This is a genomic window from Occallatibacter sp. FHG110214_02, assembly GCF_059115385.1.
This window is the reverse complement of record NZ_JBZYWK010000003.1, coordinates 26,713-41,122: the sequence shown is the minus strand read 5'-3', so window position 1 is coordinate 41,122 and position 14,410 is coordinate 26,713. Positions and strand designations below refer to the sequence as shown.

Here is a 14,410-nt window from a genome sequence, read left to right as displayed (position 1 = left end):
AATTGGGCCTTTCCGGTGTCTAATCCATCAAAATGATACAGTCGAAACCGATGCGAACCGTACGTGCAATCCCGCTGCTTGCTTTGGTTCTTACCTTACTGCCCTGTTTTGCGGCCAGCGCTGCGGATCACGTTCCTCCGCCAGTGCAGCCTGCCACCACATTTGCCGCGGTTGAAATTCATGGCGACGAGAAGGTGGCGATTGCAGCCGAGCCCTACGATACCAGGGAAAAAGAATCGCTTTTTCGCATCGATTATCTGGCGCATGGGGTTATGCCTATCCGGCTGATTGTGACGAATAACGGCGACCGGCCTATCAACCTGCAAGATGCGCGGATTCTGTTTGAGACGGCTGCCGGAGAGCGCATCCAGGCGGCGGAGCCTGAGGACGTGGAGCGGCTGATGACTCGCAAGGAACGTGAAGGCGGGAAGATTCCCATGCCGGGACCGATTCCGAGCATTAAGCTCAAGCCCAAGGCCAGCAACAAGGACATTGAAGCGGACTTTGACACCTTTGAGTATGGCGCCCTTGTGGTGGAGCCTCATACTACGCGTGCGGGGTTTCTTTTTTACGACGTTTCGCAGCTTGACCACCCGCTGAAGGGGGCGCATTTTTTGCTGCGGAAACTGCGCAATGCCGATGGCGGCGAGCTGTTTTACTTTGAGATTCCGTTTGATAAGTATCTGCAATCGAAGTCGAGTCAGATGGATTGAGGGTTGGCGGCGCGTGCCGCAGTGCTAGGATTGCGTGCAAGGTACGTCACTCCCCTGGCTGGCACGCGCGGAGACAGCATTGGCCCAAAAATCTGACTATGGCATTGACGCTCCCGGCGTTATTCGCAACCAGTTTCTGGCTGGTGCGGCTTTTCTGGTTGTTGCTCTCATATTCCCGAAAGTCCAGATTGGCAATGTTCTCTTTCTGCTTCAACCTGGATTCTTCTGGCCGGCGGGATGGTTTTTCCTGTTTGGCTGCCTCATGCTGCTTTATTCGCTGCGGGGCAAGTTTCGGCATCGCGACCGCATGCTGGCCAAAGTGCAGTGGACGGGCGCGGAGCAGGTGCTGGATGTGGGCGCGGGGCGCGGGCTGCTGCTGATTGGCGCGGCCAAGCGGCTTACTACAGGACATGCCACCGGCATCGATATCTGGAATGCGGAGGACCTTTCCGGCAATGGGCCGGAGGGGCTTAAGACCAACATCGCGCTGGAAGGCGTGGGGGAACGCACTACGATTCTCAGTGAAGATGCGCAGGCGATGAGCTTTCCTGACGGCGCTTTCGATGTGGTGCTCTCGAATCTTTGCATTCACAACATCTACAACCGGCCAGGGCGCGACAAGGCTTGCGCGGAGATTGCGCGTGTGCTCAAGCCGGGTGGGACGGCTGTTATCTCTGACTACAAGCATGTGCGGCAGTATGCAGGCGAGTTTGAAAAGCTTGGGCTGAAGGTGGAACTGCATCCGCTGGACTGGACGGGAACGTTTCCTCCACTGCGGATTTTGACGGCGCGTAAGACAGCCTGAGAACACAAACAAAGCGGCCTGATTGTCGTGGGAATCAGGCCGCTTTGCATGTGTTGAGAGCTACTTTTCGTAGTACGTGGCGGAGCTTGTGTCCGTCTCCCAGATGGTGCAGTCTTTCACCCGCACGCGACCTTGCGTCATGCCGTTGAGCTGCTGATTGGTCTCGTCGAAGAAGTATTTTGCGAGGTTTTCAGCTGAGGGATTGACCGTTATCCACGGCTCAATGTCGTTGAGCATCTGATGGTCGATGCGGTCAATCACGGGGCGCATTACCTGCTTCAGTAACTTGAAGTCGAGCAGCAGCCCGGTCTCGTCCAGCTCCGCGCCAATCAGCGTTACGCGCACCTTGTAGTTGTGGCCGTGCGGATTTTCGCACCGGCCATGATAGTTGCGCAGATAGTGGCCCGAAGAAAAACCGGCCTCTACGTTCACTTCATACATAGCTTCGCTTGCACTCGTTGGGGGAAAGATCCCTGCTTTGATTTTAGTTGGTTTTGCCCCGGCGCTTGTTTCGCGCTGCTATCCGGGCCTCTTCGCTGTGGCGGTCCACCTGCTCGAAGAGGTGGCTCATTACGCCGATGAAGGCGGCTACCAGCGCGGACAGAAGGAGCAGCAATGCGGCTGTTCGCCATAGCGAGCCGTTGGCGGGGAGGCCCGGTTGGTAGTTCGACGGGATCAGCGACATGGCTGCGGCGATCAGCGTGAAGAAGCCGAGAACAGCGGCCATGATGTAGAAGTTGCGGGACATAAAAGCTACTGCGATTCTACGCGCTGCGCGTCAACTCGGAGGAATCGACAACCTGCACGCCTGCTGCCGCGAATTCTGCTTCCATGCGCTCGACTGAGCCGGCCAGATTGATTGCTCGCGTGGCGTCACGGACGATTACTGCCGGAATTCCCAGGCGGCGGGCATCGAGTGCGGAAAAACCTACGCAGTAGTCGTAAGCGAGGCCTGCTAAAAAGATGCGCGTAATGCCACGCTCTTTGAGATAGCTTGCAAGGCCGGTTGCAGTGGTGCGGTCGTTCTCGAAAAAGGCTGAGTAGGAATCAATCTGCGGGCGGAAGCCTTTGCGCAAAATCAACTCGGCTTGAGGGAGATGCAGGGTGGAGTGGAACTCCGCGCCGGTTGTGCCTTGTACGCAATGGTCCGGCCAGAGGGTCTGCGTGCCGTAGGGCATTTCTACGGATTCAAACGGCTGCTTTTCTTCATGCGAGGATGCGAACGACGAATGGCCTGCGGTATGCCAGTCCTGCGTGAGGATGATGTGCTCGAAGAGCGGGGCGATTATTTGAATCACCGGAATAACGAGGTCGCCGCCCGCAACGGCCAGTTGCCCGCCGGGGGTGAAGTCGTTTTGTACGTCGATGACGATTAGAGCGTCCTGCGGAGTAATCTTCATATTCAGTTGGCGTATGAGCTTTGTGATGCGAACCAGTCCGTGACATGCGCTATGGCAACACGATCTGTTTCTTCGAGAAATCTGCCGAAAGTCGGTCCTGCAGGGTCGATTGTTTCTTTATCCCGCATTCCTTGATTATGCTCCGAAAAATATGCTGAAGCAGCTTGAAAGGTAAAGCCGCAGAGTTGTTTTGGGGGCGGCTTTCTGATGCAACTAAAGTTGTGCCCTGTTACAGAGCTCAGGACTGGCGATTGTGATGTCCCAGCGGAAAGCCGACTCCTGGCTTTCTCAACGTAATGTCAACCCTTCAACGCCACGAGAGCATTATCCCCTAGCCACATTCGCTATTATCACTGGATATGCGTGCCATCCGAACCCTCGTAACCATTGCAGCGTTTGCCGCTGTTGCATCGGCCCCAGCTCAGTCGCCACAAGACAACGCGCTTCGCGGTCTATCCACAGTGACGGTCTTATCAAAGACCGCACAAGGCCGGGCTGCGCTCAGTGCAAACCTGTCGATTACGAGCGGAATTCAGACGGGAGCCATTCCCCAACCAACGCTCCTGCCGGATGAAGAACAGCGCGGCCAGTCCCTGCGCGATGCGGATGTCACTTCAGCAACGGCTTCGCAGCTTGCCGACGCTTTAGGCACGGCGCTGGGAGCAGCCTACGTGGCCCGCGCACATGCCATTGATCGCACGCACTATACAGAGGCCGCAGCCAGCGTGACGCACATACTCTCCATCGCGCGACACGTCAGCGGTTCGCACTCCAACGCCGGCAAGTATCTGTTTGCCAATGGCACAACTAACGGTACGACCCCTGTACCGGCGGAAGAAATGAACATCCTCACGGGACAAGGCGGCCAGACAGACCCTTTTGGCCGCGCCTACCATTTTCCCGCGGGGAGCCCGAACGGCAATCGATTCGGCGACGCACGTCCGTTTCAGACAGCGCCGGAGCTTCGCCGCTTTACCGGTCGAGATTCCTTTAACCTGCTCGTAGATAACTCGCAGTATGTTCGCGGGCCAGTAACCGACCTGACCGATAGTCCTTCTTATCCAAGCGGGCATACTACGTATGGCTATACCGTGTCCGTAATCCTTGGCCTTCTCGTCCCTGAGCGCTATCCGCAAATGATTGCGCGCGGCGCGGAGTATGGCAACAGCCGCATCCTCATTGGCGCGCACTATGCCATGGATGTGCTGGGTGGCCGCACGCTTGCCCTGTATGACACCGCGCATCTGCTTGCGGAAGACAAGGCATACGGCAAGGACGCAGAAGGCTTCCGCGCTGCTTTGCTGCAGGCGAAGTCCGACCTGGCAAAGATACTCGAAAGCGCCTGTGGCAAGACGGTAGCGCAGTGCGCCACGGAAGACACAAGCCGCTTCAGCGATGCTGCGAGCGTGCACGCTTTCTATGCGGCAACCCAGACCTATGGCTTGCCCATGGTCTTCGCCACAACTGCAGCGGCGCAAGAAGATGTCTCCGCCATAGCCCCCGAGGCAGGTTACCTGCTCACGGTCGCTTATCCCTATCTCACGCTGAAGCAGGCTGACGACGTGCTGACGGAGACAGAGGGGCCGGGCGGCGGTTTTCTCGATGACGGCTCCGCGTTCGGCCTCTACTCCCGAATCAATCTTTATGAAGCGGCTGTACGTGCCGCACAAATGGCTCCGAGGAGATAAGGTTCCGCAGAATATAGCGGCGCGCTGGGCTTCGCATCTGCCCTGATGAACGCGCTTATGCCGAGGAGCGCCCTGTTACAAGACAAATCCACTCTACTTACTGCCTGAAAAGAACTCTTCCACATCCGTAATCGTCGTAGTCACTTTATACGGCGGCAGGCTGTCCAAAAAAGTTTTGCCGTAGCGCTGGCGGCGGATTCTTGGGTCCAGCAGCACCAGTACGCCACGGTCTTCTAACGAGCGGATGAGGCGGCCGAAGCCTTGCTTTAACGTGAGCACGGCTTCGGGGACCTGGTAGTCGAAGAAGGGCTTGCCGCCTGCTTCTTCGATGGCTTTCATGCGGGCTTGTACTACCGGGTCGTTGGGGACGGCGAAGGGGAGGCGGTCGATGATGACGCAGCTTAACTGTTCGCCCTGCACGTCTACGCCTTGCCAGAAGCTGGACGTGCCGAAGAGCACGGCGTTGGGCGTCATGCGGAACTCGTCGAGAAGCGCTTTGCGCGGGGCGCTGCCGTGCAGCAGGATTGGGTAATCGAGCACGGGCAGCAGGCGCTCATACAGGTCGCGCATGACGCCGTAGCTGGTGAAGAGGCAGAAGGCGCGGCCTTCGGTAATGTCGAGCACGCGACGGATGCACTCGGCGGCACGCTCGGCGAAATCGGGTTCGCGCGGGTCGGGCATGGACGGCGGCAGGTACAAGAGCGCCTGCTCAGCGTACTTGTAGTGCGAAGGGATAATCATCTCCTTCGCGCCTTCCAGGCCTACGCGCCGCTCGACGTGCTCGAATGCGCCCTGCACGGTTAGCGTGGCGCTTGTCATTACTACCGTGGGGATGGATTCAAAGACGGTTTCGCGCAACAGTTCGGAGACATCGATGGGTGTGGCCTGCACGAAGGTGTTGCGTGCGCCTTCGCGGCCACGGCCTCCGCTTGTTCTACGCTCAAGCCAGTAGACGAGGTTCGACTGCTCGCTTTCGAGGAGGAATTCCAGTTCGCCGCGCAGGCGGGCTACGCGCTTGCGAAGGCCGGGGGCTTCTTCGACTTTCTGCATGCCCTCGATGTCGGACTCCATGCGTTGCAGCGTGGCGCGCACGCTGAGGTACAGGTCGCCTTGCATTTCGAGAAATTCTTCGCGGGCAAGGAAGGGCTGGCGGCCATCCCCATTCATGGGCAGAGCGGAAAAGAACAAGCGTGCGCGGTCGCGCAGTTGCTGCGTTACGGCATGAATATTGCCTGCGCCGTCTTTGCCGCGCAGTTGCGTGTCTACGTCTCTGGCCAGCTCCTCAAACTTGACGTTGCTGACGGAGAGGCCGAAGTAGCTCGACGCGACTTCTTCGAGCTCGTGCGCTTCGTCGAAGATGACGGCGGCGGCTTCCGGGAGTACGCCTGCATCGGGCGCGCCGGCTGCTTCTCGTTTTACGTTCAAGTCCGCGAAGAAGAGATGGTGGTTGACGATGATGATGTCGCTCTCCATCGCTTTGCGGCGCATCTCGGTGATGAAACAGCGCTGGTAGCTGGGGCAGGTTTGGCCCAGGCAGGCTTCGCTGCGGGCGTCAAGCTTGGCCCAGACGGCGCTTGCTTCCGGAAGGCTGGCGATTTCGGCGCGGTCGCCGGTTTCGGTGGTCTGCTCCCACTCGGCAATTTGGCGGTACTGATCGATTTCTTCCAATCCGGAGAGGACAGGCTGGTCGCGCAGTGTGACAAGCTTGTGGCGGCAGAGGTAGTTGGCGCGGCCCTTCATGTAGCAAACGCGCAGGTCGCCGAGCAGCGATTCGAGGAATGGAATATCGCGGAAGTAGAGCTGGTCCTGCAGCGCCTTGGTGCCGGTGGAAACGATGACGCGCTGGCCTGTCCGCAGCGCGGGCAGCAGGTATGCCAGCGTTTTGCCGGTGCCGGTGCCGGCCTCCACAATGAGGTGGCGACGCTCGCTCAGCGCCTGCTCGACGGCTTTCGCCATCTCCAACTGGCCGGGGCGATACTCGTAGGGCAGCTTGGATGTGGCCAGGATTCCGCCCGGCGCGAAGAATTCGTGCAGGCTGGGCAGGGTCCGCGTTTGTGTGTCGAATGGGGGCATCGGCGTATCTCTTCATCGTACTAAGAGCCCCGGCTCCGCGCATTCCCTGCCCCAAATGCTTAATTCTTGGGATAATAGAAGGAGAAGCACGCCGACTTTCCTATGGACCGGCTGCATGGAGAAAACTTTGCCCAGCTACCGCCGATCCGTTATTCCTTCCCGTCCCGGAGCCTCCGCGCTTCCGCTTATCGCTATTGTTGGCCGTCCGAATGTGGGCAAATCCACGCTGTTTAACCGGCTGACCAAGACGCGGCGCTCGATTGTGGGCGACGAGCCCGGCATTACGCGGGACCGCATTTATGGCGAGTACCAGTGGTCGGGGCGGCGCTTTCGGCTGGTGGATACGGGGGGCATTATTCCCGATGACCCGGAGCTGATTCCGGCGGAGATTTACAGCCAGGCCAAGGTGGCACTGGAAGAGGCCGACGCGCTGGTGTTTGTGATTGATGTGCGCACGGAGCTGGCCAGCCCGGACTACGACCTGGCGCGGCTGCTCACGCGGAGCCGCAAGCCTGTTTTTCTGGCCGTCAACAAGGTGGAAAGCGAACAGCTTATTGGCGAGGCGGAAAACCTCCGCCAACTTGGCATCTCCGAGCTTTATCCCATTTCTGCTGAACATGGCCGCGGCATTGGCGACCTGCTGGATGCGATCGCCGAGGCTCTGCCTGCCGGGGAAGCCGCCGAAGAGACGGTTGCCGAGACTGAGGAAGAGTTGGCGGAGGAAGAAGAGATTTGGGAAGGGGCTCCACTGGAGCCGGGCGAAAAAAAGCTCACCGCCAAGCATCGTACGCATGGCGAGTTTGAGCAGCAGGAAACTTCTATCGCCATTATCGGCCGCCCCAACGTCGGCAAATCCACGCTGTTGAATGCGCTTACGGGATCAGGGCGGGCGATTGTTTCGCCGATTGCCGGAACGACTCGCGATGCGGTGGATGAGGTTGTCGAATTTGAAGGCAACACGCTGCGGTTTGTGGATACCGCCGGTATTCGCCGCAAGGGCAAGACGCACCTGATGGCGGAGAAGCTGTCTGTGGTGATGTCGCGGCGGCATCTTGAGGCGGCGGACGTGGCTCTGCTGGTGATTGATGCGACGGAAGGCGTGACCGCGAGCGACGCGACGATTGGCGGCTATGCGCATGAGAGCGGCCGCAGTGTCATCATCATTGTGAACAAGTGGGACGCGGTTACGACTGGCCGCACCGATGGCAAGCCGCCTGCGGACCGCGAGATCTTTGAGCGCCAGCTTCGCAGCGCGCTGAAGTACCTGAGCTATGCTCCGGTTATTTTTCTATCTGCGAAGGAAGGCACGAACCTTGGGCGCGTGCTGAAGCAGGTTGTTGCCATTGCCGCTGAGCGGCGCAAGCGCGTCACCACGGGGCAGATGAACCGCTTTCTGCGCGAGGTGGATTTTCAGCGCGCGCCGGTGCCGATGTCCAAGCGCATTCGCATCTTCTACATGACGCAGGCTGCCGTTGCGCCGCCTACGTTTGTGCTCTTTACCGATCGCGATGTGAAGCTGCACTTTGCCTTTGAACGATTCCTCGAAAACCAGATTCGTGCCTCCTTTGGATTTGAAGGCACGCCGATCTGGTTCAAGGTGAAGGCTCGCAATGCGGATAAAAAAGAGGACTAGTGCAGGAGCTAGTGCTGCTTGATGACGGGCGCCGAGCTTGGCGCGGGCGGAGCTGTGTCCAGCTTGGTTACGTGTACGGAGGCTGAGGTTTCCGGCACGGTTCCGTCATTCACCTGCACCTGCGTGGGCTTGCCCTGAATCAGGATTCGCGGGGCAACTTCCCCACGTGCCGGAACACGGACGCGCTGTGTAATCGTGGTGCCGGAGGCGCTTTGCACCACTACGGGAACCTCGGCTGTGGCGTAGCCCGCATTTGCGATGTGCGGCACAACCAGCCAGTTGCCGCTCTGCTCCGGACTGGAGAATGTATCCGTTATCGACAAATCCGGCAGGCCCTTGTCCGTATCAACCCAGTCGGCGAAGAACCACTTCAGATTGGTATTTGCAGCCTTTTCGAGGCGGGCTTCCAGCGGGACGTTGGCATCGTCGCTCAATGCAGTCTGCAGCGCGTCGTCACTGGTAATACCGCGCAGCATCCACAGAACGTAAGCGGCCTTGGTGCGGTAGTAGACCGGCGAAGTGGCTGCATCCAGCGGCTCACCGGCGCTTTGCCCCGGACTGCCGGGCTCAGCAAGAGCCAGCGCGGTGCGGCTGGATTCCAGTTGCTCCAATGCCTTTTCGCGGCCAAACTGCCGCTCGGTCCAGAGCGTTCCCATGAAATAGGCCAGCCCCTCGTTGAGCCATAGTGTCTGCGTGGAGGCATTGCTGGAATCTGCGAACCTGTGCGCCAGTGCGTGGACCATGACGGACTTTAGCTGCTCTGGGTCGGCGTCCTGAATGGGAGTTGCCAGCAGCGCGCCTGTCTCGTAAGGGGCGTCGCCGGTTTCTGGCAGGTCCAGCAGCGTGAGCTTGGCTCGCATGTGTAACTGCACGCCAGTCGGCATCAGCCATTGCTGAAGAAAGGGCGTCACAGCGGTTGCGGCCTGCTGCCATGCAGAGGCGTTCAGGTCATTTTCTGGCCGAGTCCATGCTTGCACCCAGTCCTTTTCATGCTCCGTGCGCTGAGCGACAAAGAGGCTTGGCAGATCATGCGCAAGAATCATGTTGGAGGCTTCGGCAGTGGCGACTCCCGGCACATCTTCACCAGCGGTCACGGAATCGGTCACGTTCAGGGTGAAGGGATAGCCATTGATGAGCGCTACGCTTGGGGCCTGCCCGTGCGGGAACTCCGCGGTGAGGCGAAGACGGAAGCCGGCGGCGGCGTTGCGGCGTTTCTGGTCGGCGATTTCATCAAAGAGGCGTGCGCCATCGCCCAGCACTACGGGCACTGCTGCCACGGGATACCAGGCAACATTGCCGAATCCGCGCAGGCCGGTGAATGACGTATCGATGCGGTCCCAGTCGGAGCGCTGCGCTACGTCTTCAGGCGTGCCGATTGCCACGAGACGCTGCGCGCTCACCTCAATCACGCCGGAGTACGTTGCATCGATGCGCAGTGTGGCTCCGGGGGCAAGCGGTTGCGGGAGTGTGATTGCGGCTTCGTGCAGTTGGCCAGTGTGATCGGCGTCGGAGTTCAGCACGGCGGCCTGGAAGGGCGTGTCTTTCCCCTCGATGCGCATGCGCTCCCAGTTCAATGCGGAGGAGATTTGCAGCGGAATTCGCTTGAGCGGCTCTTTGCTGTCATTCCGCACTATTACCAGCGCGCGGACGGCAATGTGATGCTCATCGGTGCGAAGGCGAACGTCGAGGTCGTAGTCCGTAAACGTAATTGCGGCACGCTCGGCGTCGTCGGCTATGGGAGATTTTTCCAGCTTTTCGGCGGACTGCTCCGGAACCTGCGTCTGCGTTTCGCCGTTCTCATCCAGCGAACGCGAAAAGATTACCTTGCCGTTTGTTTTGGCTGGCTGGGATGCCTGCGGTGTGGCAGGTTGTGCCTGCTGAGGCTGCTGCGGTGTTGCGGGAACCTGTGCTCCCAGAGCTGCGGCGAAGGACAATGCACTGACCGCAGCGAACTTACCAAACTTCATGAACCTAAACCCTTCTGCTTCTTCTTTCCATTGGACGTGGCTGCAGGCGTGCCGGAAGCCTCGCGCTCTTTGGCACGCCGCTGGCGGAATGCCTCATACAGCACGACTGCGCCTGCCGCTGATACGTTGAGCGAGCTGACTCCGCCTGCCATAGGGATGCTCACCATGTGATCGCAGGTACGCTTGACGAGGTCGTGCAGGCCTGCGCCTTCGCGGCCCAGCACCAGCACGCAGTTGCCGGTGAAATCGAATTGGTCGTAGTCGCTTTCGCCGCGCTCGTCGAGGCCAATCACCCAGAGATTCTGCTCTTTCAACTCTTCGAGTGCGCGAACAAGGTTCACCACCCGCGCAATGCGCAGATGCTCCGCCGCGCCGGCGCTGGCCTTCACTGCAACCGGGCTTAGCGGAGCCGAACGCCGCTCGGTGAGCACTACGCCATCCACGCCTGCGCCGTCGGCTACACGCAGCAGCGCACCGAGGTTCTGTGGGTCTTCTACGCCGTCGAGAGCGAGCACCAGGCGGGCTTTTCCGGGCTCGGTTCCCGTATACAAATCCTCAATCTGCAGGAACTCGGCATTGCGCACCATCGCCACTACGCCCTGGTGTGCAGCGGTGCCGGCGACCTGCGTCAGTTGCTCGCGGGACTCCTGCCGAACCCGCACGCCTGCATCGCGGCAGGCCTTCACCAGATGATCCAGCCGGGCATCCTGCCGTTCGCGAGCCACAATTACATGGTCAAAACGCCGCTTTCCGGCCTTGAGTGCTTCTTCGACCGAGTGGACGCCGTACAAAATCTCCATATATCTAGTGTAGAAGGCTAACGCGCTTAATTTCTTGTTTTATGCGCCTTTCAAGCGGCATACTGGCCCTCAAGCGACATGCCTGCCAAGCCTAAAACCTTTCGCGCCAAGCTGGAGCTGCTCGACAACGCTCTCCACTGGACCGTGGTTCGCATCCCTTTTGACCCGAAGGCGGTTTGGCCCGCCATGCAGGGCCGCCGCGTTCGCGGCACGGTCAACGGTGCACCCTTCCGCAGTTCCCTTATGCCGGGCCTTGAAGAGCAATCGCTTATCCTCATCGTCAACAAGCAGATGCAGCGCGCGGCGAAGGCCCGCCTCGGCGACCAGGTCACGGTTCAGCTTGAGCCAGACACCGAAGAACGCCCCGCCGAGCTGACGCCGGAATTTATCCGCATTCTTAAATCCGAGCCCACGCTCCGCAAGTGGTTCCAGACAACGCTCAGCAACTCCGATAGGCGTGAGATTGGCAGGGACCTCAGCCAGCCAAAATCCCCGGCTGCGCGCCAAAACCGCGCCGAGCAGACTGCCGAACGCCTCATGCTTACCATGGAAGGCGAAATGGAAACTCCGCCTATCCTCCGCATCGCCTTTGAGCGCCAGCCGCTGGCCCGGCAGGGCTGGCAGGCCATGACACCCACACAACGCCGCCGCCATCTGCTTGGCATCTTTCACTACCGCATGCCTGACAGCCGCCAGCGCCGCGCCCAGCAGGCTGTTGACGAGGCCATCGCCTTCGCCCATAACGGTAAAGGCAGTAAACCGCGTAAGATTGAGTAGTTTAAGTTTTGTAAAGTTGGAAGATTTTTCCATCTTCCGCAATTAATCTGTCGTCTATACCAACAGATGCGTACCTTGGCCTCACTTTCGAACGTCTTTTCCAGCTCCGCGAATGCCGTTACCGCGGAACAGGAAGCCGTTCGCCAGGAAAATCTGGCCATTGCCGCCGGTCTCAAGCGCCGGGAGGCGGGGTTGCTGGATGAGTTGATCGTTCGCTATCAGCACCGGCTTCTGCGCTACCTTGTTTATCTCACCGGCTCCCGCGAGTTGGCCGAAGACCTTTTCCAGGAAGTATGGATGCGCGTGCTCGTTCGCGGCGACCAGTTCAACGGCAAATCGCGCTTCGATACCTGGCTCTTCACCATCGCTCGCAACCTGGTCATCGACTACCGCCGCAAGCGTACGCTTGCCAGCCTTGATGAGTTATTTGAAGGCCCTGCCGATGACGACCGCCCCATGAATTTTGAGCTCGTGGACGGACAGCCTACTCCGTTTGACCATCTGGCGACCAGCGAAGATCGCGAGCACGTGGCACGGGCACTGCTGGAAATTGACACGCTTTACCGCGAGGTTCTTGTGCTACGCTTCCATGAAGAACTTTCCCTTCAGGAAATTGCAGCCGTGACCAAAGCCCCGCTTTCAACGGTCAAATCGCGCCTCTACCGCGGGCTCGACGCCATTAAGCCCAAGCTCACGCGCCATAACTTCTCTCCCACTGGGGCTGCAGGAGTTGCCGGATGAGCCGCGAAAGCGGTGGTTCGAGCACAAAGGGCGACCTTGCCGCGTCGCTAGCCGGAAATCTCACCGCAGACAGAGACCGCGACGTAGCCCACTCTACACGCCGCGTTGTTCTTGCTTCGCTTGGCGTAATGAACGACCAGCGCGAAGACCGCAAACGCATTCGCGCACTGGCCCTTGCCGCTGTAGTGATTGTCCTGCTGGTGGTTGGCCCGCTTATGTGGTGGGCGGTGGATGACATCATCGGCGGCGAGCATGTTGGCGACCTTACCAGCCAGTCTGCATTGTGGATTTGCATTCTCTGCCCGGCGCTGCTGGCGGCGGCGTTTCTGGCTGGGTGGCTCCGCAAGCGCTAATGCGCTGCAAGCAATCAGGCTTCAATGCGTTACAGTACGCGAGAACGCGTTCATGATGATGACTCCCACCACAACAAATGCAATGCCGATAAACGCAGGCCTGTCGAGGGTCTGTCGGTATAAAAACTTCCCCGCCAGGGCGACAAGGACAGTTCCCACGCCCGACCATACTGCGTAGGCAATCCCCAGCGGCAGCGTCTTCAAAGCCTGGGAAAGAGCATAGAAGGCCCCGCCGTATCCCGCCACGACAACGATTGAGGGGATGAGGCGGGTAAATCCTTCGGAAGCCTTCAACGTGCTGGTTGCAACCACTTCCGCAAGGATTGCAGCGAACAGCCAGGCAAATCGCATATCAGACCTATTGTTGTAATCCACACTTGCGCGCGCATTTGCGCAGGCGTGGATTACAACTGCAAGAGAAAGAACGAACTATTCCGCGCTCGACGAAGAACCGGCCGCCGGTGTGCTCGGCGCAGCCGGAGCGCTTGCAGCCGAATCCGCCGCGGGCTTCGCCGCACTCGTAGACGAGCCGCCGGAAGCCGCCTTTGGCGCGTAGTCGTTGATGTACCACCCCGCGCCCTCAAACTTGAACGCAGGCGCCGTCAGCAGCCGTTCCACCTTGCCGCCGCATTTGGGGCAAACCGTCTCCGGCTCGGCATTAAACTTCTGAATCTTGTCGTACTGGTGGCCGCACTGGGTGCAGCGATAGGCATACAAAGGCAAGGCTTTAAGCTCCAAACACAGGAAATCTCATAGCAACGCAGAATTTCCCGAAATCTCTATCTCTATTGTAGCGGCGGGGTGGAAGCTGTATGCAACTCCCACCCCGCCATACTGCTACCTGCGTTATTTGGTGTCCACGGTGACCGACGCTACGTGCTTCTCCCAGCTCAAGGTAATGGTGCCGGTTCCATCGCCCTTGTCGGTAAGCTCCCACTTCAAATTCTCGACAGTCGAAGACGGAACGGACATGGTCATCGGCGTTGTGCCAAGGTCCTTCGCCGGGTCATAGGAAAGCCCCCACTCACCCGTGGCCTTGCTCACAATCAGCTTCCAGTTGTCGGGGTCGGAGACATCGGCAAAGAGCGTGTAGGCTCCCGGAGTCACTTCCAGCGTGCCGATTTTCATTTTGCCGCTCACGATCAGCGTCGTAGCCGAGTTTGCCCCCGCGCGCCATACCGGGTAATGCGGGTCATGGCCGATAAGACCATCCTTGGTGAAAATCTTTCCCTCGCGCCCCTTCACGGCAGGCGAGGAGTATGCAATCCAGACCGACTTGCTGCCGATGGTTCCGACAGCCGCAGCCGGAGGGCTGGCCGGCTTTTTGGGCGCTGCCATCTGCATCTGCGCAGAGGCGGTCAAGCTGACGGCAAGAAGGCTGAGACAACAGAGAAGACGCTTCATGGGTTCGTGCTCCTTAATATCTGTTCAAAAGAAATTTGAGTTGGTAACAGCAAGAA

The 14,410-nt window shown here is 59.2% G+C and carries 16 protein-coding genes; 7 read left to right on the top strand and 9 right to left on the bottom strand.

Annotated elements, in window-relative coordinates; translation table 11 throughout:
* The first annotated feature begins 50 nt into the window (after nucleotides 1-50).
* Nucleotides 51-713 (top strand): hypothetical protein, encoded by a 663-nt coding sequence (locus AC5S3R_RS04115; protein WP_494265470.1) that lies wholly within the window; start codon nucleotides 51-53, stop codon nucleotides 711-713.
* A gap of 79 nt (nucleotides 714-792) precedes the next feature.
* Nucleotides 793-1,518: a class I SAM-dependent methyltransferase gene (locus AC5S3R_RS04110; protein ID WP_494265469.1), complete on the top strand. Its 726-nt coding sequence runs from the start codon at nucleotides 793-795 to the stop codon at nucleotides 1,516-1,518.
* A gap of 60 nt (nucleotides 1,519-1,578) precedes the next feature.
* Here the strand turns inward: AC5S3R_RS04110 and queD are convergent, their stop codons facing one another.
* Genes queD through pncA form a run of 3 tightly spaced genes read right to left on the bottom strand, consistent with a single transcriptional unit; the run spans nucleotide 1,579 to nucleotide 2,918 of the window.
* Nucleotides 1,579-1,959, bottom strand: a complete 381-nt coding sequence (gene queD / locus AC5S3R_RS04105) for a 6-carboxytetrahydropterin synthase QueD (RefSeq protein WP_494265467.1) — start codon at nucleotides 1,957-1,959, stop codon at nucleotides 1,579-1,581.
* A 43-nt stretch (nucleotides 1,960-2,002) separates the two neighbouring features.
* Nucleotides 2,003-2,266, bottom strand: coding sequence for a hypothetical protein (locus tag AC5S3R_RS04100; protein WP_494265466.1), 264 nt, complete (start codon nucleotides 2,264-2,266; stop codon nucleotides 2,003-2,005).
* 16 nt (nucleotides 2,267-2,282) lie between these two features.
* Nucleotides 2,283-2,918 carry a bifunctional nicotinamidase/pyrazinamidase gene (gene pncA / locus AC5S3R_RS04095; RefSeq protein ID WP_494265465.1) on the bottom strand — a complete coding sequence of 212 codons (636 nt, stop codon included), beginning with the start codon at nucleotides 2,916-2,918 and terminating at the stop codon, nucleotides 2,283-2,285.
* A 359-nt stretch (nucleotides 2,919-3,277) separates the two neighbouring features.
* Here pncA and AC5S3R_RS04090 point away from each other — a divergent pair, with 359 nt between their 5' ends.
* On the top strand, nucleotides 3,278-4,606 hold the full coding sequence (locus AC5S3R_RS04090; protein ID WP_494265463.1) for a phosphatase PAP2 family protein: 1,329 nt from the start codon (nucleotides 3,278-3,280) through the stop codon (nucleotides 4,604-4,606).
* A gap of 93 nt (nucleotides 4,607-4,699) precedes the next feature.
* Here AC5S3R_RS04090 and yoaA read toward each other — a convergent pair whose 3' ends face one another.
* Nucleotides 4,700-6,679, bottom strand: coding sequence for a DNA repair helicase YoaA (gene yoaA, locus AC5S3R_RS04085; protein ID WP_494265461.1), 1,980 nt, complete (start codon nucleotides 6,677-6,679; stop codon nucleotides 4,700-4,702).
* Nucleotides 6,680-6,794: 115 nt separating this feature from the next.
* Here yoaA and der point away from each other — a divergent pair, with 115 nt between their 5' ends.
* Nucleotides 6,795-8,312, top strand: coding sequence for a ribosome biogenesis GTPase Der (gene der / locus AC5S3R_RS04080; RefSeq protein WP_494265460.1), 1,518 nt, complete (start codon nucleotides 6,795-6,797; stop codon nucleotides 8,310-8,312).
* A gap of 8 nt (nucleotides 8,313-8,320) precedes the next feature.
* Here the strand turns inward: der and AC5S3R_RS04075 are convergent, their stop codons facing one another.
* Nucleotides 8,321-10,279: a M1 aminopeptidase family protein gene (locus tag AC5S3R_RS04075; RefSeq protein ID WP_494265459.1), complete on the bottom strand. Its 1,959-nt coding sequence runs from the start codon at nucleotides 10,277-10,279 to the stop codon at nucleotides 8,321-8,323.
* Nucleotides 10,276-11,079, bottom strand: coding sequence for a 23S rRNA (guanosine(2251)-2'-O)-methyltransferase RlmB (rlmB, locus tag AC5S3R_RS04070; RefSeq protein ID WP_494265458.1), 804 nt, complete (start codon nucleotides 11,077-11,079; stop codon nucleotides 10,276-10,278). Before rlmB ends, AC5S3R_RS04075 begins: the two co-directional genes overlap by 4 nt.
* Nucleotides 11,080-11,157: 78 nt before the next feature.
* On the opposite strand from rlmB, the gene AC5S3R_RS04065 reads away from it, so the two are divergent.
* The 3 genes from AC5S3R_RS04065 (at nucleotide 11,158) to AC5S3R_RS04055 (ending at nucleotide 12,950) form a co-directional block, all read left to right on the top strand.
* Nucleotides 11,158-11,856 (top strand): YdeI/OmpD-associated family protein, encoded by a 699-nt coding sequence (locus AC5S3R_RS04065; protein ID WP_494265457.1) that lies wholly within the window; start codon nucleotides 11,158-11,160, stop codon nucleotides 11,854-11,856.
* Between the two features lie 75 nt (nucleotides 11,857-11,931).
* Nucleotides 11,932-12,597, top strand: coding sequence for an RNA polymerase sigma factor (locus AC5S3R_RS04060; protein ID WP_494265456.1), 666 nt, complete (start codon nucleotides 11,932-11,934; stop codon nucleotides 12,595-12,597).
* Complete coding sequence (locus AC5S3R_RS04055; RefSeq protein ID WP_494265455.1) at nucleotides 12,594-12,950, top strand: hypothetical protein; 357 nt, start codon at nucleotides 12,594-12,596, stop codon at nucleotides 12,948-12,950. Before AC5S3R_RS04060 ends, AC5S3R_RS04055 begins: the two co-directional genes overlap by 4 nt.
* Nucleotides 12,951-12,971: 21 nt before the next feature.
* On the opposite strand, the gene AC5S3R_RS04050 is transcribed toward AC5S3R_RS04055, so the two are convergent.
* The 3 genes from AC5S3R_RS04050 to AC5S3R_RS04040 form a co-directional block, all read right to left on the bottom strand.
* A complete protein-coding gene (locus tag AC5S3R_RS04050) occupies nucleotides 12,972-13,301 on the bottom strand; it encodes a DMT family transporter (RefSeq protein WP_494265453.1) in 330 nt (109 codons plus the stop codon).
* Nucleotides 13,302-13,379: 78 nt separating this feature from the next.
* On the bottom strand, nucleotides 13,380-13,673 hold the full coding sequence (locus AC5S3R_RS04045; protein WP_494265451.1) for an FmdB family zinc ribbon protein: 294 nt from the start codon (nucleotides 13,671-13,673) through the stop codon (nucleotides 13,380-13,382).
* Between the two features lie 123 nt (nucleotides 13,674-13,796).
* The gene (locus AC5S3R_RS04040) at nucleotides 13,797-14,354 is read right to left on the bottom strand and encodes a DUF2911 domain-containing protein (protein WP_494265449.1); all 558 of its coding nucleotides are present in this window, start codon (nucleotides 14,352-14,354) and stop codon (nucleotides 13,797-13,799) included.
* Nucleotides 14,355-14,410: the final 56 nt, after the last annotated feature.

Excerpts from the sequence above, each read along its gene's own strand:
- AC5S3R_RS04050 (WP_494265453.1), bottom strand. The coding sequence starts at position 13,301 with ATGCGATTTGCCTGGCTGTTCGCTGCAATCCTTGCGGAAGTGGTTGCA.
- AC5S3R_RS04040 (WP_494265449.1), bottom strand. The coding sequence starts at position 14,354 with ATGAAGCGTCTTCTCTGTTGTCTCAGCCTTCTTGCCGTCAGCTTGACC.
- AC5S3R_RS04065 (WP_494265457.1), top strand. The coding sequence starts at position 11,158 with ATGCCTGCCAAGCCTAAAACCTTTCGCGCCAAGCTGGAGCTGCTCGAC.
- queD (WP_494265467.1), bottom strand. The coding sequence starts at position 1,959 with ATGTATGAAGTGAACGTAGAGGCCGGTTTTTCTTCGGGCCACTATCTG.
- yoaA (WP_494265461.1), bottom strand. The coding sequence starts at position 6,679 with ATGCCCCCATTCGACACACAAACGCGGACCCTGCCCAGCCTGCACGAA.
- pncA (WP_494265465.1), bottom strand. The coding sequence starts at position 2,918 with ATGAAGATTACTCCGCAGGACGCTCTAATCGTCATCGACGTACAAAAC.
- AC5S3R_RS04100 (WP_494265466.1), bottom strand. The coding sequence starts at position 2,266 with ATGTCCCGCAACTTCTACATCATGGCCGCTGTTCTCGGCTTCTTCACG.
- rlmB (WP_494265458.1), bottom strand. The coding sequence starts at position 11,079 with ATGGAGATTTTGTACGGCGTCCACTCGGTCGAAGAAGCACTCAAGGCC.
- der (WP_494265460.1), top strand. The coding sequence starts at position 6,795 with ATGGAGAAAACTTTGCCCAGCTACCGCCGATCCGTTATTCCTTCCCGT.
- AC5S3R_RS04075 (WP_494265459.1), bottom strand. The coding sequence starts at position 10,279 with ATGAAGTTTGGTAAGTTCGCTGCGGTCAGTGCATTGTCCTTCGCCGCA.
- AC5S3R_RS04115 (WP_494265470.1), top strand. The coding sequence starts at position 51 with ATGCGAACCGTACGTGCAATCCCGCTGCTTGCTTTGGTTCTTACCTTA.
- AC5S3R_RS04090 (WP_494265463.1), top strand. The coding sequence starts at position 3,278 with ATGCGTGCCATCCGAACCCTCGTAACCATTGCAGCGTTTGCCGCTGTT.
- AC5S3R_RS04055 (WP_494265455.1), top strand. The coding sequence starts at position 12,594 with ATGAGCCGCGAAAGCGGTGGTTCGAGCACAAAGGGCGACCTTGCCGCG.